An 18,067-nucleotide genomic window follows, 5' to 3' on the forward strand; every position below is an offset into this window, starting at 1 on the left:
CGATTCCTGGAGGGAACGATGCGCGACGGCGGTAACCCCTCACTTCGCGAGGCCGCAGACGCTACAAGGCAAGTGTCACGCAAACCTCCGCATATCTTAACTTGCGGGTCCCATCGATCGCGGGGTCTCAGTTCGTCGTAGTCAAGGGAATGGCCAAACGCGCTCGACGGTTTTCGAGAGGATCCAGCTCTTGTCTCTCTGGTTGAGGAACTTCATGTCGTCCCGAACCACAGTCAACGTCTTCTCGTAAGTGGTCCACTTTTTACAGACGGGCCAATCCGTTCCCCACATCAGGCGCCCGGGGCCGTAGGCCGCATAAAGGCGCTTCACGTATTCCTGTGCGTCAAGCCAGGGATACGGCTGCCGGGAAATCGACCAGGTGTGCGAGATTTTTACAAACACACGCGGAAAGCGCGCCAGTGTAATCAGCTTTTCCAATTCCTTCGGCTGATCAATGGGGCAGTCAGCCATGTGGTCAATCACCACGTCAAGCCTGGGACACTGGGCCATCAAAGAGACGAGGTCCGGCATTCGCGTGATCGGGGCATAAATCTGCATCGGGACTTTGAGCAACTCAGCGCGCTTCCAGAGCGGCGGCATGAGACGTCCCTTGATCCAATCGCCGCTGGCATCGCCGGAGGGGCTAAGCCGCACGCCATGGAATCCCTGTTCAGTGAGCTTTGAAAGTTGATCGGGCGCGGCGGGATCAAGGGGGTCCACGCGGCATACAGCCCTGAAGTACGGCTGATGCTTCTTCATGGAATCGAGAGTGTAGCGATTGTCCCACCGGTAGCCGATGTACTGCACGAGAACGGTTCGCGCGACTCCGTTGGCCTTCATCAAATCCAAGAGCATCGATGGAGTTTCATTGTCTTTGGGCGGACCGGTTGTCTGCCTTGCCCACGGGTAGTGCGGATCATTCACCCAGACGTGAACGTGAGGATCGAGAATGCGGAATTTGGGCGTGGTTTTTGGCAATGCCAGCACAAGAGATCCAGCTAGAAAATCGCGGCGGTTCATAAGTAGATCGGCTCCAATTTTCTGGCCACGTAGGCGCCGCACCGCTCATAGTCGGCCAGCGGTCCGTGGCGGGCGGTGTCGAGATCAACGCAAATCCACCCACGGTAATCCACACTTTTCAAAACGCGGTGGCACCCCGGAAAGTCAACACTCCCATCGCCGAGGTCGTAGATGCTGGCATAAAAGCGCGCATTCGCTGAATCCTTCGGCAGCACTTTACCGTTCGGCAGCACCCAGTCACTGGCTGGCGTGGTCCACCTCGCATCCTTATAATCCAGGAATTGGATGCGGCGCTCATAGCGTTTCAAGGTTCCCACGACATCACAACCCGCAAGATACAGATGGGCTGTGTCGGGAGAGAGGCCGAACAGCTTGGGGTCGGTCATGGCCATGAACCGGTCAACTTCCTCCTGAGTCTGGACCATTTGGCCCAGATGGTTGTGCAGCCCGGCGGTGAATCCCATCCCGCCTGCAAGCTCTCCAATCTGGTTGCATCGGGCGCACAACTCTCGGAAAGCGGCAGGCGTATTCGCTCCCGGCCGCGTACGCCCAGGCGAGAATACCACCAGATGATTGGCGCCAAAATCCGCCAGAAACTTCATCGCGGTCCGCGCGCTTTCCAGTACCTGCCGGCGCCGCGCGGGATCGCAGAGCGGCCCACCCCAGGAAACCGTGACCACATGAAGATTCCGCTTTGATAGTTCGCGATGCATTTGCGCTTTGGTCAATCCGTAGCGCTCAAGCAGGCGGGGAAATCCTGTCAGGCGGACGCCCGTGAAGCCCGTCTCTTTCATCACATCGAGAATGTCGGTGAAAGGGCACGGAGGATAATGGTCCCACAATCCGGTAGAGAGCGCCCACGTGACGTTCCGGTTCGCCGGCAGGGACGTTGCAGCGGCCAGCGATGCCGATAGAGTCGGGAGCGCAGCAAGGAAAGTGCGGCGGTCGATGCCCATGGTGCGCCTCATATTATGAGCCGCCGTGCCGTGTGTCAATCGCATAAACCGCAGCCGGCATATATTTCTCGCTTCGCAAATTCGCAGACACCACAGGGCGAGTATCTGTACCATCGTCCATCATGAATTTTCGCTGTTTCAAAATCCGTCTGCCAGCTGCAAAGTGTTGGACGTTCTGAATCTGGCACGGGCGTCGGTCTGTAATGCTACAATTGCGGCAGCGTAATGCCATGCCGACCTCGACGGACCTCTACCGCCGCTGGCTGACCCAAACACGAAAGCATCCCTTTGTTCACGCCGGAGAACGGATTGGAGCGGCTGTTTCAGGCGGGCCAGACTCGGTACTGATGCTGGATTTTCTGGCGCGGATGGCGGGCGACGCAGGTTTTCAACTGGCGGTCGTCCACTTTAATCACCACCTGCGCGGTGCGGAATCGGACGAAGATGAGAGCTTTGTCCGGAAACTTGCCGGGCAATACGGCGTTCCGTTTTTTCGCGGCGAAGCCCGCGTGGCCCAGGAAGCCCGCAAGCGCCGCCTCAACCTGGAGGCCACGGCGCGCGAATTCCGCTACCGCTATTTCCTGGGGCTTATCCGCCAGGGAAAAGTGGACAAGGTGGCAACTGCTCACACTCTGGACGACCAGGCCGAAACCGTTCTCCTGCACATCCTGCGAGGGACGGGCACCCGCGGGCTGGCAGGCATACATTCCAACCTTCAAAACAAAATCATTCGACCTTTTCTGGGCCTTACTCGCGCCGAGATTGAGGCAGAAATCGGCAGACGAAGTCTTCCGTTCCGCGTGGATTCCACCAATCTGGAGACGCGTTTTCGCCGTAATAAAGTCCGCCTGGAACTTTTGCCGATGCTCGAAAGGGAGTACAACCCGGAAATCAAACGCCTGCTGAGTGAAATGGCCGCAAGGGCCCGCGAAGACGAAGCTTATCTCGACCACCAGGCCAGAGAGCGGGCTGGGGCCTGGCGGCTGCGTGAGGACGGCGCCGTAAAGATTTCACGCCCTGCCCTGCGAAATATGCCGCCCGCGCTGGCCAGGCGGGTGTTGCGCCAGATGGTAGCGGAGGTGGGAAGCGGCCTGGCGGGCGTTACTCACCGGCACATCGAGTCCATCTACCATTTGGCGATCGATTCACAGAGTGGCAAAAAGGTGCAGGTTCCACATGGTCTCACGGCGCGGAGTGAATTCGACTGGCTGATTCTCTCGCCGGCAGAGGGTAACGTAAGTCCTTTGGAATTCGTCTACAAGGTTGTGGTCCCGGGTACAATAACCGTCACGGAAATCAGCCGGAGCGTGACTTTCAAAATTATTGGCTGCGCAGACACCGATCAGGGATATAATGACATGGAGTGGCCCAAGTTGGACCCGCTAAAAATGCCGGGACGGTTGGTCTTTCGGAACTGGCGCCCAGGAGATCGATACCGCCCGTCGGGATCTCAGAAATCCGTCAAAGTAAAGGAACTTTTCCTCCGGCATCGTATACCCTTCGGCCAGAGGGCATGCTGGCCGGTTTTGGATAGCGAGCTAGGGATTGTGTGCGCTCGCGGTTTGCCCGGTGCCGCGTGGGCGGTAGCCAACGAGGAGTGCGATCGAGTTCTGGTCATCCGCGAAACCCGTCTGGCTTAGTTCGCAAATTCATGGGGGTTTCGTATTATCATGATGGTGGCTAAGGTGAGGGAGCCAGAGTGGCACCGAAAACGACGTTTGGTGCATCTAAACATATGACGGGCAAGCAAGTAGCACTCGTCTCGTGTTGGGGACGGGAGGTAATATCGTGAATTCGGCGGTCAAGAACATAATTTTCTGGGTGGTGATGGTCGTCACCGCGCTTTTGATCTGGGCGGTTGTGCGGTCAAGCACCGCCGAGCGAGTCAGCAATTATACCTTTACCCAGTTCGTCAACCAGGTGGACGGCGGAAACGTACAGGAAATCACCATCTCCGGCACCGATGTCACCGGGGTCCTCAAAAAGGACAACCAGAAATTCAAGACCACGATTCCGGCCAACTATCCCGACCTGTACAAGGACCTTCTGAGTAAAGACGTCAAGGTGACGGTAAAGAGCGAATCCAGCAGTTCGTGGATGACGTGGCTGGCCAATGGGCTTCCGCTGATTCTGCTGATCGGCCTCTGGATTTTCTTCATGCGACAGATGCAGAGCGGCGGCAACAAAGCCCTTTCATTCGGAAAGAGCCGCGCACGGCTGCTTTCAACCCAGCACAAGAAGATTACTTTTAAAGATGTGGCTGGGGTGCAGGAGGCCAAGGAAGAGCTCCATGAAATCATCGATTTCCTGCGGGAGCCGCAGAAATTCCAAAAGCTGGGGGGCCGCATCCCCAAAGGTGTCCTCCTGGTGGGGCCGCCCGGAACCGGGAAAACCCTGCTGGCGCGGGCCATCGCCGGGGAAGCGAACGTTCCTTTCTTCTCGATTTCCGGATCCGATTTTGTGGAGATGTTTGTCGGCGTAGGCGCCTCGCGCGTCCGCGACCTTTTCGAGCAGGGCAAGAAAAACGCTCCGTGCATTATTTTCATCGATGAAATTGACGCCGTCGGCCGCCACCGAGGCGCAGGACTGGGCGGCGGCCATGACGAGCGCGAACAGACCCTGAACCAGTTGCTCGTTGAAATGGACGGATTTGAATCGAATGAAGGCGTGATCCTGATCGCGGCCACCAACCGGCCGGACGTCCTGGATCCGGCGCTGCTCCGCCCGGGGCGCTTTGACCGGCGTGTGGTGGTCCCGCGGCCTGACGTGAAGGGCCGTGAATCCATTCTGAAAGTGCATACCAAGAAAATCCCTCTGGCCGAGGACGTCGACCTCCCGGTGCTGGCGCGTGGAACGCCGGGCTTCTCCGGTGCCGACCTCGCCAACCTGGTGAACGAAGGCGCGCTGCTGGCGGCCCGCCAGAACCGCAAGCAGGTGAGCATGCTGGACATGGACACCGCCAAGGACAAGGTGCTGATGGGGCCGGAGCGGCGGTCGATGATTCTCTCCGACGAAGAAAAGTGCAACACCGCCTACCACGAGGCGGGTCACGCCCTGGTGGCTTCCCTGCTGCCCAATGCGGACCCTCTTCACAAGGTCACCATCATCCCCCGCGGAATGGCGCTCGGCGTCACCATGCAGTTGCCGCTGGACGATAAACACACTTACACGCGCGACTTTCTGGAAGCCCAACTGGCCATCATGATGGGCGGGCGCGTGGCGGAAGAGCTCTTCCTTAATCACATCACAACCGGAGCCGGAAATGACATTGAGCAGGCCACCGGCATCGCGCGCCGGATGGTTTGCGAGTTTGGAATGTCAGATCTTGGGCCGCTGGCGTTCGGCAAAAACCAGCAGGAAATCTTTCTGGGACGTGACCTGGCCACACAGCGCGATTTCAGCGAAGACACGGCCATCAAGATCGACCAGGAAGTGAAGAAGTTTGTCACCACGGGGTATCAGCGTGCCAAAGACATTCTCAATAACCATCGCGACATTCTGATCCGAATCGCCGAGGCGCTTCTCGAGCGTGAAATCCTCGATGCCGGCGAGGTGAAGCTGCTGATTGAAGGCAAGCCGCTTCCCGAACTGGTCCGGCAGCCAGTTCCCAAGCCGGGTGAAGGGGAAACAACTGAAGTTCTGAAGCCTCAGCCTTCACAAGGCGTTCCAGGGCGCGAGCGCCCTCAGCCAGCCTGACCCCTTGACCGGGTCTCTACAGATCATCGCCAACAGCCGTGTGCCTGGGCGCGCATGAATGCTTGCCTGCGTGGCCGCTAATCACCTTATAATTGCTCTCGATCGATTTGGGATTGGGAAGTAATATCGCTCAAAAGGGGCGTCCAATATGTTGCCAGCGGGCCTTGAACTGGGACCTTCGTGGGAAAATCCTGTCAGGAAATCTCTGGCTGAGGGCCAGGCGGTGTTCGGTCTAACCATCACCGTCCCCAGCGTGGAAGTGGCGGCGCAGGCGGCAATCTGGGTTTTGATTTTCTGTGGATTGAAATGGAGCACAGTCCGACCACGCTGGAGTCGCTGCGGAACATGGTGCTGGCCACCAGAGGATTGAAGTCCCTGCCGTTTGCCCGTGTTCCTGTGAACGAATTGTGGATGGCGAAAAGGGTGCTCGACTGCGGAGTGCTCGGCGTGATCTTTCCCTTCACCAGCACTCCCGAACTGGCTCGCCAGGCGGTGGCGGCGTGCAAGTATCCACCCCGCGGCGGACGCGGCTCCGGCGCAGGGCTGGCCACGTTCTGCTGGCCGGCGGTCGAGGGTTACTACGATTTTGCCGACCGAAACGTGATGGTAATCGCCAACATCGAAGAGGCCAAAGCCGTGGAAAATATCGAGGCCATCGCCTCAACAGAAGGCCTGGACGTGCTGTTTGTGGGCACCAGCGACCTGGCGTTTTCACTGGGATTTCGCGGCAAGCAGGACCATCCTCGAGTTGAGGAAGCGCTCCAGGAGGTCGTGAACACGGCGCAAAAGCACAAGAAGGCGGTTGGAGTTCCGATTGCCCATCCCGAACAGGCCAAAAGATATATGCAGCAGGGAATTCAATTTTTTCAGGCGAGCACTGACTTGCGGCTGATGACCGCCGGCGCGCGTCAATTTTTGGAGGCGCTGGGCATGACCTGCGCCAAGCCCAGAACGCAGCCGCTCTATTGAGCAATCTCCGCAGTCAAAACCGAAGGCACCACGTCACGCCCAACATGCCAGCGGGCTTGCTGGCCATCAATGGAATTGCTGGCGCAGCTCGCGGACGCGGTCCGCGATGGGCGGGCCCTCCTGAAACAGCCGGATTCCGGCAATCCCCGTTGCGCCGGCTTCAAGGCAGGCCCTGACTCTCTCGACTGTGATGCCGCCCAGCGCCAGGACGGGAATGCTAACGCGGCCTGCAACTTCTAACAATTTGTTCAGACCAAGTGGAGGCCCGTAGGGCCGCTTGGATGGAGTCTCGAAAATGGGTCCCAGCAGGATGTAATCGGCCTCGCCCGCTTCCGCTCTCAACGCTTCCTCCAGCGAGTGGCAGGAAACTCCAACAAGAAAACCCCTGTCCACGTGCCTGCGGACACTTTCAGACGGCATGGATCGTCCGCCGAGATGGACCCCGTGCGCGTGAGTAGCGATTGCGATATCCAATCGATCATTCACCAGGATTTTTGTGTTTGATTCTTGCGCTAATTCGACGGTCGCTCTGGACAGCAAGATCATTCTGTAGGTGTCCAGGTCCTTCTCCCGAAGCTGGATCAGGTCCACTCCGGCAGCAACGGCAGCTTGAAGATGCGAAACCAGCGGCGTGGGGCCAAGCCCGTGCCGGTCAGTAATGTAGTAGAGGCTGATCCGAGAAGGCATGTTGAAGGCTTGACTTCAAGGCTTGGCGGCATGGAAGATGGAAAAAAAGCAATGAAAAGGCCCGAAGACTTCAGGCCGGCCTGCGTCCGCTCCCGGCCCGCCGGACCTTACTGGACCAGTCCAATCGACCGTCGCAACCGCCAGACTTCATGAAAAGCCAGGAAGACGTCAATGAGGCCCAGGCCCGAGATGCCGCCGCGAATGTAATAGTTCCGCGCAAGCATGTAGACCCAGGAGTAATGCCCCACAAAAAAATTCTGGCTCCACAGCGGGACCCAGGGGAACAGGAAGAGCGATGCCCCCATTTCGAAGCAGATCACCACATACAGGATAGCCAGCCAACGGTTCATGCGCGGTTCTTGCGAGGGGGCGCCAGCGGAACACGTTACGGCATCGGGTTTCGTCGGAGTTGTCACGACGGCCCCTCGATGCCATTCAGCGGGAAGTCTGCCGGAGAAGACGGATTTTTTCTGCGACGTCCCGGTAATCGATGTTCTGGCTGTAAACCTCAGTAAATTTTTCCAGCGCAGCGGTGGTGTCTCCGGCTTTTTCGAAGGCCATGCCAAGGTCGTAATAGACAGCAAGTGCGCCTTCATAGTCCAAGCCGGGCGCGTCAAGCGCGCGCGCGTACCATTTTGCCGCGATGGCTGGCATCTGTTTGTCCATGAAGCAGGATGCGAGCAGAGTGCATCCCTGAAGGAAGTGCGGCCCGAAGAGCTTTGAGCCCGTCCTGTTCACGACCTTCTGGAATTCTCCAATGGCTTCATCGAGCAGACCCATCTCACGAAATGCCACACCAAGATTATAATGCGTCTGCTCGTCATCTGCTGGCTTATCCGCAGATTCACTTTTACCGCCAAATTCATCCAGCAGCGATCGCAGTTCCGCCGCCGCGTCGTCAGGAGCGGACGAACCGCTATCCCGACTGTCTTGACTGGCGGAAGAAGCAGCCGACCTGGCCGGGTCGCAAAGGCCATGCAGAGTTGAATCCCGTTCGCGCGCCATGTTTGCGATGAGTTCAACCTTGCCATCTTCCGCTGCGGAAGCAGCAGGCGCCTGATTTCCTCGGATGGGATTCGCCGCAGATGCAGAATCTAAAAAGCGGGTCGGAAGGTCCCATTCCGCCTTTTCCCCGCCCTGTTCGCCTGTGGGTGGAGCGGACTTCAGTACATCGGTCGGTTTTGATTCGCGGCTCGCCTGATCCACCCGCCTGCGGAGTTCTGATATCTGGCTTTCTGCGGGACATTTCTTCTCAAGTTCCTCAACCGCCTTTTGTGCCTCCTGATAAAACCCGTGGCGAAGGTAAAACTCAACCTCTTCGCGGCTCTCCTCGTAATTGAAAGACGGCTTTGAAACCTCCGATTGCTCCGCACAGTTTTGTTGCGGGGCCTTCTTGGCGGAACTCTCTGGACGGAAAATCTGAGGGCCGCCGGTGGAAGACTCATCCCTCTGCGGAGACCGGAAATCGAGAGAAATCTCCTTCGGAGGAGGGACCTCCGGTCCATGCGCGCGAGCGTCCTCGGCACCTCCAGTTTGCGATAGATCGAATTCGACCGGCTGCGCGACAGGTCCTTCCTGTATCGGCGGCAAAGAACCGGCAGGGGTACCAGCCCGTCCAGGCTGCGGTGGAGTACCTTTATCGCCGCCAAACCGCGAGGAGGTCGCATCCCTTTCGAGAGGTGGATTAGCGCCCGCCAGCGGCGTCTGGCCGGACGGCGTCAATTCCCTGACGTGTCTCCCGAGGACCCTTTGCAGCAGGTCTTTGAAGGTTTGATTTTCCGGCTCAAGCGCTGCCAGGCGGGCGTAAGCCTGCTCTGCTTTTTCGAGCTGGTCCGATTGAACGCAGGCATCCTCCAGCGCCTTCAGGACCTCAGGAATTGCTGCCGCGTCGGACGTCTTTTCCGCTACCTCGTAGACAAGCTCGAGAATTTGGATGCATTCCGGGCAAGACCTCCAAATTCGGAGCAGTGTCTCCATTAAAGGGCCGGTTTCGCGCCGGGCGATCAGCGTGGGAGCGGCCCGCTTCAAAACCTGGAATGCCGACTCATACTCACCCTTCTCGATGCAGCGCGCGGTAAAATCCGCGGCGGGCGCGAAATTCGAGGGATTTGATTCCAGTACGTCGGGGAGCAATCCACTCGCAGCGTCCAGATTGTTGGCGGCCAGGCATGATTCAAGCAGCAATCGCTTCGCCTCAGGACTGCTCTGAATTTCGGGAACGGAGCCTAAAATTTCGCCGACTTCTTTTGGCTTTTTGTCGGCCAACGCCTGGCGGGCACGGAGAAGATGGACCTCCGCGCTCTCCGGGGCCAGCTCTGCGGCCCTCTCCAGGCCTGTCCTGGATGCCGCAATGTCTCCGTTGTCGCGGGCGAGGACTGCGGCGCCCAGATAGGCCTCCACCGCCTCGCGGCCTTCCCCTGCGCGTTCAGCCGCTTGCGCTAATTGAAGGCGCAGGCTATGGTTTCTCGGGTCCAGCCGGCAAAGCTTGCGAAGGATTTCAAGGCTTTGGACATGCTGGCCCTTCCTCTCGAAAGCATCTAAGGCGCTCTTAAAGCATTCTCGTGCCTCCCGGGCCAACCCCTGGGCGGAGCTAAGTTCGGCCAACCGCAACAGGGGATCTACGCTGTCCCGGTCCAACCTCACGATCTTCTTGTAGATGGAGATCGCTTTAAGCTTGTAACCTTCGCGCGTGTAGGCGTCCGCCAGCGTGTAAAAACATTTCAGTGCTTCCGGGACGTTGTTCTCTCTTGCGTAAAGGTCGCCAACGACATTAAGCAAAGTCAGGTCGCTGGGTTCATTTTCAAAGGCCAACTGATATTGCTTGATTGCTTTGGCGATCTTTCCTTGCGTGATGTATCTGTTCGCTTCCTGGAGTGTTTTGGCCTTATCAAAAGCCATTGAGACGGGCCCTCGCGAAAAGTGGCAACTTTTTTGAAACTAGCATAAGGAGCTTTTTGAAGTCAACGAAACAGGGCAGGAAACGGCCGGGCGGAAACCTAAGCAACTCCTTATACTTCTGAGATTATCGTGCTCACGCCGAGGGCCCGGCGCCGATTTGCACGTGCTTTCTCATTGTTGCGTTTGTTGTTCATTTTTCTTTATAATGAGCCGTAAGCGACGAAGTACAGGATGTTAACCACATGCCTTCATCAATCGTCCAGAAACTGCAGCAGGAAATTCAAGCCCTTGAACACGAACTGACCCACGAGTTGCCCCAGGAGTTGAAAAAGGCCCGCGCGCATGGAGACCTCAGCGAGAACGCCGAGTACATCATGGCCAAGCAGCGGCAGGACTTTGTTGGCGCCCGCCTCGCTCAGCTCAAGAAGCGCATGGCGGACCTCTCACTGGTCAACGTCAATAACATACCGAAGGACCGCATCGCCTTTGGCTCGCAGGTCGTTCTATATGACGTTGACAGGGAAGTCGAGATCAATTACCGGCTGGTGACAAGCGAGGAATCCGACGTCGGTAAGGGATGGATTTCCACCACCTCTCCGATCGGCAGGAGCCTGATGGGCAAGAAGGTTGGCGATGAAGTGAGCGTGAGCACTCCAAACGGGGTTCGCGAGTTCGAGATTCGTTCTGTCCTCACCATCCACGAGCAGAATTGAGAGGGCGGCTTCCGGCCTTAAATCGTAACGGCCGTAGAGCGCTAATCGCGACGTTTTAGGACAGGGGGTTTGTCATCCGTCGAGGTCTGGCCGCCGCTGGTGTCTGGCGGTTGGCCGGTTTTCGGTTCACGCCTCTCAAGAGTCGGCCGGTTACTGTTACTGGCCGATTCGATTTTCTTCATCCTGCCGAGAACGTCATTCAACCGCTCCTGGACGCTCTGAAATTCTGAATCTGACAGCAGGTATTCCGGAAGGGCCGGTAGAACGGTTTTGATCTCCTTTTCGGCATTAATAATGCGGTCCTGTGTTGGCGGATGATCCATAAAAACACCGGCGACGCTACCGGGAGTCCTTCTCCCCTCCTGAATAATTTTTGCGAACATGGAAAGATAGGCGTTCGGGTCATACCCTGCTTTCCACATATACTGCAACCCAAGAAAGTCCGCCTGCTGCTCGTCACTCCTGCTGAATTTGAGAAAAGCGAGCGGGACACCCAGGTTCATCGCTTCTGAAACCCCGATGTAGACGGGATAGGACATCGGCGTAAAGATCAGCGGAAGCATGGCGTACTGCAGCAGAGTCTGCTTGGTTGCATCTGAGGCCCAATGGCGGCACGCCACGTGGGCCGTCTCATGCGCCAGCACGCCGGCGAGCTCTGCTTCGCTCCCCGCTGCGTGCAGCAGGCCGGTATTGACATATATAATGCCGCCGGGAAGGGTAAACGCGTTGATTTCGGGCGAGTCAATCACTCTGACGGTGATGGGAATCTTGGCATCCGAACTCCGGGCGATGTTCTGCGCGACGCGGTTTACGTATTCCGTGATGACAGGGTCCTTGACGAGCTTAGCGGTGCGGTTAATTTGCTCAGCATATTTTAGTCCGATCGCAATTTCTTTCTGTTCTGAGATGATGCTGCGATGAGCAACATTCCTCTGTCCGATGCAATACACGTCGTCCATCTTGTTGCTGGCGTCCGAACAGGGCCGCACAGCCGCGGTATCCGCCGCGGACACGGAAATCACCCCACAGACGAGGAAAGCCGCCAATCCGAAGGAAACAAGACGCATTCTTCTGGTCGCTACCATCTGCCTTGGTCTACCCCTTTCTTGAGATGATCAATTGTCATTCAAGGTTATCTGGCAGATTTTCAGCCCGTTCCGGCGACCCCCGAGCAGTCCAGGGCCATTCGGTCCCTGGTCGCAGACTGGGTTAACCAGGGTGCGGGGCAAAGGTCAGGAGGAGCAAGACCATGCGTGAAGGTTTTGACGAAGGTGCGACTCCAAACCTGTGCAGCCTGCAAGGCCCAAAAGGCAGCGTTCTGCCTGGCAGACGGCCTTCGGAGTGTTCTCAGGGAACTGCGATCTTTTTCGCGATATCGTTAAAGATGTTGACAAGGCTCCGGAACACAGCGGTCACGGACTTGGGCAGGTACTGAGGAAGAGAGTTCAACATACTTTCAGCCCAACCGGTATTCCACCCATAGGACACAGCCCAGGCGTCGCGCTCGTTCCACACATTCCTCAGCTTGCCCCAGTAATGGTTCCGGGCGGTCATCATCCCGGACTCCAGGGTCGCGGCCTCGGCAGAGATCCTAAATTCCGGAGGCGGTTCGGCAGGCAGAGGACTTGCCGGCGAATAACGCGTTTGAATCCGCTGGACGGCCACGTCCCAGTAAGCGCGCGCAACAAGCCTCTCATGTTGCATTCTTTTCCGGTCCAGGTTCCGGTTGTGGTCGTAGAATGATGGCGGGGGATCAGCGGACAATCGCACAACCGGGCGCGTCGAGCGGGAAACAAACAGCCCGGCGAGAATCAGGACCAGCGCCCATTTCCACCAGCCCGACGGCTTCGACTTGGGACGCTCGATGAGGAGATAGTCGGCGGCAATGTCCAGGGAATTCGCGTGCTTCATTTGAGATGAATCTACACGCTATGCTCCACGATAAGCAATAGGCCGTCAGTTCCATTTACATCGAAGCGACGTTCAAAACCTGTAAATAACTTAGAGCCAAAAACTGCCACTCTTGAATTTTCCGCCACCGTGGTCAGCGTTGGCCTGGCCAATCGGCTAAGCGCCACGGCCACATACCCTTAGCGGCAGAGCGCCAGCACAAGCACCAAACTCATTGCTTCGATTTCACGCTCCATATTTACTCTTGATCCGAAGCGAAATTTCGCCGTTTGCTGAGTTACTCTCTTGCAAATTGGGCGGTGCTATTCAAAGGGCCAAACGCCCGCGCGGTGACAGTCCGGCGAAAACTTCATCCAATCTCTGTTCAGCTTGATAAGCTTATTAAAGCCTTAACTATTTGAAGAGAGAGGGGCCCATCATGAAAGCTATCGCCATTATTCCGGGAACCAAGGAAGCCAACATCATCCAGCGCCCCGAACCCAGGCTTGGCGCTCCAGACGAGATCAAGCTGAGAGTGCTGCGGGTTGGGATCTGCGGGACCGACCGCGAGGAAGCATCCGGCGGCAGGGCCGACGCGCCGCCCGGACAAAAAGATCTGGTGATCGGGCACGAAATGTTCGGACAGGTGGAGGAAGTCGGAACTCAGGTGCAATCCGTTCAGCCAGGTGACTTCGGGTGTTTTACAGTCCGGCGCGGCTGCGGCAACTGCGGGGCCTGTTTGAACAACCGCAGCGATATGTGCTCAACCGGAGACTATACGGAGCGCGGTATCAAGCAGCGCGACGGCTACGAAACCGAACTGGTCATCGACCAGTTACGATACTTTGTCAAGGTCCCCAGGGAGCAGGCGCCGCTAGGCGTCCTTTCAGAACCCACTTCCGTTGCCGAAAAGGCCATCGATGAAGCCCTCGCCGTGCAGACGGTCCGCATCCCTAACATCCCGGACGCCCAGAAATGGCTGCAAGGCAAACAGGTTCTGGTGGCCGGATTGGGCCCCGTGGGACTGCTGGCTGCCGTCGCGCTCAGGCTCCGGGGAGCCGAGGTGCTGGGACTCGATATCGTGGACGCCGACAGCTTGCGGCCCCGCATCCTTCAGCAACTGGGCGGCAGGTATGTTGATGGCCGCCAGACAAGGCCCTCGGCATTGGACGACGTCTACGGACAGATTGATATGATCTTCGAGGCCACCGGGATTGCCCGGGTGGAGTTTGACCTGCTCGGCGCCCTGGGTATCAACGGGGTTTATGTCTTGACAGGAATTCCGGGCGGAGATCGCCCCCTGCAACTTGATGGAGCGGTCCTGATGCGCCAGCTCGTGCTCCGCAACCAGGTGATGATTGGAAGCGTAAACGCCAGCCGAAAGCATTTTGAAATGGCGGTGGAGGACCTCGGGAAGGCTTATAAGACCTGGGGGAAAACCATGGAGCAAATCATCACCCATGTGGTGCCCTACGCGGACTTCGCCCAGGTGCTTGAAAAACATCCCGACAACGAAATCAAGGCCGTGGTGGAGTGGAGCAAACCGAATTGACTCGATGAGAGTGTGGGTTTTCAAAATCAATACGAAGCGTGGATGGCGGTTCGACCAGTATTTCCGGTCAAGGTCCCGCGGCATCTACCCCATGGGCGACGAAGGCTGGATCAAGAGCTCATCCAGCCTCCGCTACCTGCGAGAGGAGGTGAAACGCGGCGACCTGTTCCTCTGCTATGAGACCGACCACAAGGAGTTGCGAGGCGTGGCGCGCGCGGCTTCAAACGGGCGCGACGTCGGAATGGGATCGCTGATCGACTTCTGCCCGCCGGCCCGGGCCGTGCGCCTCCGGAACCCTCTCAAGCGCCGCCCCGATCTCGACCATATCCTGGCGTTCACGCCGCATCGCGGCCGAGGCACCGTGCAAAAAATTGATCGCGATGAGTTCGCGCGCCTGAAGCGAATCATGTTGAGCAGGAATCCCGCCCAGGCTCGCGATCTGCGCCGCATTCTGGCGTAATTTGCGAGCGCCCGATCGACGGCTATCTTCTGTCAGAACGCGACGAGCATCAGACGGCGGACAAGTGGGAGGCCGTCCTGCAGCTTCCAGCAACGCAGTGGAAAGCCGCTGCAAGTCTCGAGTGCAAACCGAGCATCGGGCCTTTCTGCGCCAGACTCCCTGAGATGCGCAAGTTTCAGACCCTGAGCATCGCTGACCCTCGAACCTACGAATGCGCTACGGGCTGCGACACCGGCGCCGCGGCGGGCGCTGGAGGGCTCACATCTCGCTGCTCAGGCCCCAAAGGCATCACGATCCAGGCAACGATGTAGGCAACGAGACCACCGCCTCCCAGGAACAGCGCTGCCAGCCAGATCAGGCGCACGAGTGTCGGATCAACGTCCAGGTACTCGGCGAACCCGCCGCAGACGCCCGCAATCTTCTGGTCCGTGCGCGAGCGCATGAGTTTCCTCGCCGGCCTCACGGGCGGATGCATTTCGGTGCCGCACTGAGAGCAGAAATTGACTGCCAGGGAATATTCTTTTCCACATTTCGGGCAAAACATGGCAACTCCTCCGTTTTTTCGTGGGGACCCAACCTTCATTTAATTATACGCGCTTGGCGCGTGGGAAGTTCCCGTGGGAACGACCGCCCTCATCGAGGCTAAGGCTCCCCACCAAAGAACAAAAACCAGACCGCTTCCTATGCCGCGGTGATTTCAGGTAAGATGCTGATGATTGGCCCACGCCGGGCCTCCTTCCTTGAAATGGGCGCATAGGCGAATGCCAGTTGGATCGCCAGATCGGACCACGGAGACTGCACGATGGATTGGAGATACCAGCGGCTGCCACGGGTTTTTGCCCGGTCCAGGTCTATGCGCCGCAGGGTCGCGTACAGTCTCGGCATCGTCCGTCTGATTCTGGTTCCCGTCCTCCTGCTGGCCGTCTATTACCTGTTCAGAATGGGCTGGATTGTGGATCGCATTGTGAGCGTGGACGCCTCGGTTGCCATGCAGGCGGAGCGCGCTTCTATTGTGATGCTCGACGCGCAGCAGAGCCAGCGGAACTACTTCCTGCTCCACGATCAGCAAGACCTCAAAGCCAGCCAGCAAACCGTTGAGAACCTCCGCAAGATGATCCAGCGGCTTGGCAAGATACAGGCCCAGGAAGCTCCCTCGATCAAAAAGATGCTGGCCGATCTGGAAGCCTACCAGCAGGGACTGGGCAAGGCATCCGAACGCATCAGCGAAGCTGGCCAGCCCAGGATTGACCGGCTTCGCAGCGCCGTATCAGCCTACGAGCAGGATTTGAACGACATCCTCCATGGGGCGCGCCAGCAAAGCAGGGCCGCTCTGGTTCGGCAGTTGCACGACCGCACCAGCCTGTTTGACTCCGAGATCGCAGCCGCAGGAAGCGAGGACCCCGTCCTGCTGTCCATCTCAGTGGACCTGCAGAATTCAGCGCAGTCGTTTCTGACCGGTGCGGCGGGGCTGGAGCGGCGAAGCTGGAACCGGGTCGAGCGGGACCACGACGACGCCCGCGACCTGATGCGCCGCGCCGAATGGGTCCTGGGCAGCGTCTCCCTGCTGGTTTTGCTGATCAGCATCTGGGTCAGTTACGTCCTCCCCAAGGAAGTGGTGCAGCCGTTGCACGACCTCAAAGCGGCGGTGGACCACGCCGCAGCCGGCAACTACGAAATTGAATTCGACGTGCAGGGGAAAGGCGAGGTCGCCGAACTCGCCAACAGCGTCCGAAACCTGATTGCCCACGTCCGCGAGAAGAAGATCGATCAGGACATTTCCTCCTGACGCCGGCTTCCGGCAATCGAAACGCTCTGGATGCGCCCTGCAAAACTTGATAGATTATCTGGTGAAAGGAGAACATTCCACATGAAGGGAAACGCAGCCGTTATCGACGCTCTCCAAAAGGCTTTAAGCGAAGAGTTGATGGCCATCAGCCAGTACTTTCTCCACGGCGAGATGCAGAGCAACTGGGGGTACAAACACCTCTATGCCGAAATCAAGAAGCAGGCGATCGGCGAAATGAAACACGCCGAAGCCCTCATCGAGCGCATCATCTTCCTCGAAGGGATCCCCAACCTGAATGACTTCCCGAAACTCCGGGTCGGAAAGACCGTCCAACAGCAGCTCCAGAACGATCTGGTGCTCGAAAAAGAAGCCGTTGTGGAATACAACAAGTACATCGCGCTCGCTCGCAAGGAAGGTGATAACACCTCAGCCGATCTCTTCGAGGCCCTCCTTAAAGACGAGGAAGACCACGTCGATTTCCTCGAAGCCCAGCTCGACTTGATCGAACAAGTGGGCCTGCAAAATTACCTCAGCCAGCAATTGCATGGCTGATCGCTCCATCGGCAAAGGTCGACGGGGCTTCCCAATTGAAATCAAGCAGCTCGATCTTGAATCGTAGGGCCCCCTCAGGCCCTGTGGTGCTTCTGACCTGAATTGGCAACTCAATACCGCTTAGTGATTGCAGCATTAGCGGGAAGCACGGCTAATAGCAAATCTCATGCCGCAACAACCCTATCAGGTGTTTAAGATCCAGCAAGAATGGGTTTTGGAGCCCGAGGCCCTGGGCAGCAAAGAGAAGTTTTGGTATCAGGAGAACGACAAGGGATCGGAGTGGCTCTTCAAGTACCCCCAAGAAAACACTGGTCAACATTGGGCAGAAAAGATCGCAGCGGAGGTAGCGGCTAGCCTGGGAATTCTTCATGCCCGGGTTGAGTTGGCTGCCTTCGGGGATTCACACGGATCCGCTACCGAGTCGTTCACGCGCCGCGGTCGGAGTCTTTTTCATGGCAATCAGATTCTGGCAGGTAGGGTCCTAGGGTACGACCCGGATAAAGCATTCCGGCAGTCTGACCACACACTGACGAATATCTTCGCGGCAATCGACAGCGCTTTCGTTACTCAGTGGAGCGCACGCAAGGCGAAGATGCTATTCGCCGGATACCTCGTATTCGATGCCCTGATCGGGAACACTGATCGTCACCATGAAAACTGGGGCGTTCTGATCAAACAAGTGGGGAACCAATGGGCAGGGATTCTTGCACCCACTTTCGACCATGCATCCTCGCTCGGGCGTGAACTCGGGGATTCCGCCGATGGCCCTTGTCGTGAACGATTTCTCCGTGAAAAACGTGTGGGTGCCTACTCGGAAAAAGCGCATGGAGGCATCTTCTGGGACAACTCAGACAGGCGGGGTACGAGTCCGTTGGAGCTAGCGCGACG

The 18,067-nt window shown here is 57.8% G+C and carries 17 protein-coding genes; 9 read left to right on the forward strand and 8 right to left on the reverse strand.

Annotated features, from left to right (window positions below; translation table 11 throughout):
- Window positions 1-141: 141 nt before the first annotated feature.
- The gene (locus VFQ24_03460; GenBank protein ID HET9177393.1) at window positions 142-1,020 is read right to left on the reverse strand and encodes an amidohydrolase family protein; all 879 of its coding nucleotides are present in this window, start codon (window positions 1,018-1,020) and stop codon (window positions 142-144) included.
- Window positions 1,017-1,976, reverse strand: coding sequence for a TIM barrel protein (locus VFQ24_03465; protein HET9177394.1), 960 nt, complete (start codon window positions 1,974-1,976; stop codon window positions 1,017-1,019). The genes VFQ24_03460 and VFQ24_03465 overlap by 4 nt, the downstream gene beginning before the upstream one ends.
- Before the next feature lie 230 nt (window positions 1,977-2,206).
- Between VFQ24_03465 and tilS the strand changes: the two genes are divergently transcribed.
- The 3 genes from tilS to VFQ24_03480 all read left to right on the forward strand — a co-directional run bounded on the left by tilS (window position 2,207) and on the right by VFQ24_03480 (window position 6,641).
- Window positions 2,207-3,616, forward strand: coding sequence for a tRNA lysidine(34) synthetase TilS (gene tilS / locus VFQ24_03470; protein ID HET9177395.1), 1,410 nt, complete (start codon window positions 2,207-2,209; stop codon window positions 3,614-3,616).
- A 148-nt stretch (window positions 3,617-3,764) separates the two neighbouring features.
- The gene (gene ftsH, locus VFQ24_03475; protein ID HET9177396.1) at window positions 3,765-5,672 is read left to right on the forward strand and encodes an ATP-dependent zinc metalloprotease FtsH; all 1,908 of its coding nucleotides are present in this window, start codon (window positions 3,765-3,767) and stop codon (window positions 5,670-5,672) included.
- A 306-nt stretch (window positions 5,673-5,978) separates the two neighbouring features.
- The gene (locus VFQ24_03480; protein ID HET9177397.1) at window positions 5,979-6,641 is read left to right on the forward strand and encodes an aldolase/citrate lyase family protein; all 663 of its coding nucleotides are present in this window, start codon (window positions 5,979-5,981) and stop codon (window positions 6,639-6,641) included.
- Window positions 6,642-6,707: 66 nt separating this feature from the next.
- Here the strand turns inward: VFQ24_03480 and thiE are convergent, their stop codons facing one another.
- From thiE to VFQ24_03495, 3 genes are all read right to left on the reverse strand, one after another.
- Window positions 6,708-7,328 (reverse strand): thiamine phosphate synthase, encoded by a 621-nt coding sequence (gene thiE, locus VFQ24_03485; GenBank protein ID HET9177398.1) that lies wholly within the window; start codon window positions 7,326-7,328, stop codon window positions 6,708-6,710.
- A 107-nt stretch (window positions 7,329-7,435) separates the two neighbouring features.
- Window positions 7,436-7,678, reverse strand: coding sequence for a hypothetical protein (locus VFQ24_03490; GenBank protein HET9177399.1), 243 nt, complete (start codon window positions 7,676-7,678; stop codon window positions 7,436-7,438).
- An 85-nt stretch (window positions 7,679-7,763) separates the two neighbouring features.
- Window positions 7,764-10,226, reverse strand: a complete 2,463-nt coding sequence (locus tag VFQ24_03495) for a tetratricopeptide repeat protein (protein HET9177400.1) — start codon at window positions 10,224-10,226, stop codon at window positions 7,764-7,766.
- A 242-nt stretch (window positions 10,227-10,468) separates the two neighbouring features.
- On the opposite strand from VFQ24_03495, the gene greA reads away from it, so the two are divergent.
- Window positions 10,469-10,939 (forward strand): transcription elongation factor GreA, encoded by a 471-nt coding sequence (greA, locus tag VFQ24_03500; protein HET9177401.1) that lies wholly within the window; start codon window positions 10,469-10,471, stop codon window positions 10,937-10,939.
- A 41-nt stretch (window positions 10,940-10,980) separates the two neighbouring features.
- On the opposite strand, the gene VFQ24_03505 is transcribed toward greA, so the two are convergent.
- The gene (locus VFQ24_03505; protein HET9177402.1) at window positions 10,981-12,006 is read right to left on the reverse strand and encodes a M48 family metallopeptidase; all 1,026 of its coding nucleotides are present in this window, start codon (window positions 12,004-12,006) and stop codon (window positions 10,981-10,983) included.
- A 280-nt stretch (window positions 12,007-12,286) separates the two neighbouring features.
- Window positions 12,287-12,850 carry a hypothetical protein gene (locus VFQ24_03510; protein ID HET9177403.1) on the reverse strand — a complete coding sequence of 188 codons (564 nt, stop codon included), beginning with the start codon at window positions 12,848-12,850 and terminating at the stop codon, window positions 12,287-12,289.
- A gap of 418 nt (window positions 12,851-13,268) precedes the next feature.
- On the opposite strand from VFQ24_03510, the gene VFQ24_03515 reads away from it, so the two are divergent.
- Together VFQ24_03515 and VFQ24_03520 are read left to right on the forward strand one after the other, a co-directional pair.
- A complete protein-coding gene (locus VFQ24_03515; protein HET9177404.1) occupies window positions 13,269-14,381 on the forward strand; it encodes a glucose 1-dehydrogenase in 1,113 nt (370 codons plus the stop codon).
- A 4-nt stretch (window positions 14,382-14,385) separates the two neighbouring features.
- Window positions 14,386-14,841: a hypothetical protein gene (locus tag VFQ24_03520; protein ID HET9177405.1), complete on the forward strand. Its 456-nt coding sequence runs from the start codon at window positions 14,386-14,388 to the stop codon at window positions 14,839-14,841.
- A gap of 205 nt (window positions 14,842-15,046) precedes the next feature.
- Here VFQ24_03520 and VFQ24_03525 read toward each other — a convergent pair whose 3' ends face one another.
- Window positions 15,047-15,283: a PspC domain-containing protein gene (locus VFQ24_03525; protein HET9177406.1), complete on the reverse strand. Its 237-nt coding sequence runs from the start codon at window positions 15,281-15,283 to the stop codon at window positions 15,047-15,049.
- Window positions 15,284-15,643: 360 nt separating this feature from the next.
- Between VFQ24_03525 and VFQ24_03530 the strand changes: the two genes are divergently transcribed.
- The 3 genes from VFQ24_03530 to VFQ24_03540 all read left to right on the forward strand — a co-directional run.
- Window positions 15,644-16,627 (forward strand): HAMP domain-containing protein, encoded by a 984-nt coding sequence (locus VFQ24_03530; GenBank protein HET9177407.1) that lies wholly within the window; start codon window positions 15,644-15,646, stop codon window positions 16,625-16,627.
- An 81-nt stretch (window positions 16,628-16,708) separates the two neighbouring features.
- Complete coding sequence (gene bfr / locus VFQ24_03535) at window positions 16,709-17,179, forward strand: bacterioferritin (protein HET9177408.1); 471 nt, start codon at window positions 16,709-16,711, stop codon at window positions 17,177-17,179.
- A 166-nt stretch (window positions 17,180-17,345) separates the two neighbouring features.
- Window positions 17,346-18,067 (forward strand): HipA domain-containing protein (locus tag VFQ24_03540; protein HET9177409.1); only part of this gene is annotated, 722 nt, incomplete at its 3' end.

The sequence above is a fragment of the Terriglobia bacterium genome, assembly GCA_035712365.1.
Lineage (GTDB): Bacteria > Acidobacteriota > Terriglobia > UBA7540 > UBA7540 > SCRD01.

Bases quoted from the DNA above. Each gene is read 5' to 3' on its own strand.
- VFQ24_03460 (HET9177393.1), bottom strand. From the start codon at position 1,020: ATGAACCGCCGCGATTTTCTAGCTGGATCTCTTGTGCTGGCATTGCCA.
- VFQ24_03465 (HET9177394.1), bottom strand. From the start codon at position 1,976: ATGGGCATCGACCGCCGCACTTTCCTTGCTGCGCTCCCGACTCTATCG.
- tilS (HET9177395.1), top strand. From the start codon at position 2,207: ATGCCGACCTCGACGGACCTCTACCGCCGCTGGCTGACCCAAACACGA.
- VFQ24_03480 (HET9177397.1), top strand. From the start codon at position 5,979: ATGGAGCACAGTCCGACCACGCTGGAGTCGCTGCGGAACATGGTGCTG.
- thiE (HET9177398.1), bottom strand. From the start codon at position 7,328: ATGCCTTCTCGGATCAGCCTCTACTACATTACTGACCGGCACGGGCTT.
- VFQ24_03490 (HET9177399.1), bottom strand. From the start codon at position 7,678: ATGAACCGTTGGCTGGCTATCCTGTATGTGGTGATCTGCTTCGAAATG.
- VFQ24_03495 (HET9177400.1), bottom strand. From the start codon at position 10,226: ATGGCTTTTGATAAGGCCAAAACACTCCAGGAAGCGAACAGATACATC.
- greA (HET9177401.1), top strand. From the start codon at position 10,469: ATGCCTTCATCAATCGTCCAGAAACTGCAGCAGGAAATTCAAGCCCTT.
- VFQ24_03505 (HET9177402.1), bottom strand. From the start codon at position 12,006: ATGCGTCTTGTTTCCTTCGGATTGGCGGCTTTCCTCGTCTGTGGGGTG.
- VFQ24_03510 (HET9177403.1), bottom strand. From the start codon at position 12,850: ATGAAGCACGCGAATTCCCTGGACATTGCCGCCGACTATCTCCTCATC.
- VFQ24_03515 (HET9177404.1), top strand. From the start codon at position 13,269: ATGAAAGCTATCGCCATTATTCCGGGAACCAAGGAAGCCAACATCATC.
- VFQ24_03520 (HET9177405.1), top strand. From the start codon at position 14,386: ATGAGAGTGTGGGTTTTCAAAATCAATACGAAGCGTGGATGGCGGTTC.
- VFQ24_03525 (HET9177406.1), bottom strand. From the start codon at position 15,283: ATGCGCTCGCGCACGGACCAGAAGATTGCGGGCGTCTGCGGCGGGTTC.
- VFQ24_03530 (HET9177407.1), top strand. From the start codon at position 15,644: ATGGATTGGAGATACCAGCGGCTGCCACGGGTTTTTGCCCGGTCCAGG.
- bfr (HET9177408.1), top strand. From the start codon at position 16,709: ATGAAGGGAAACGCAGCCGTTATCGACGCTCTCCAAAAGGCTTTAAGC.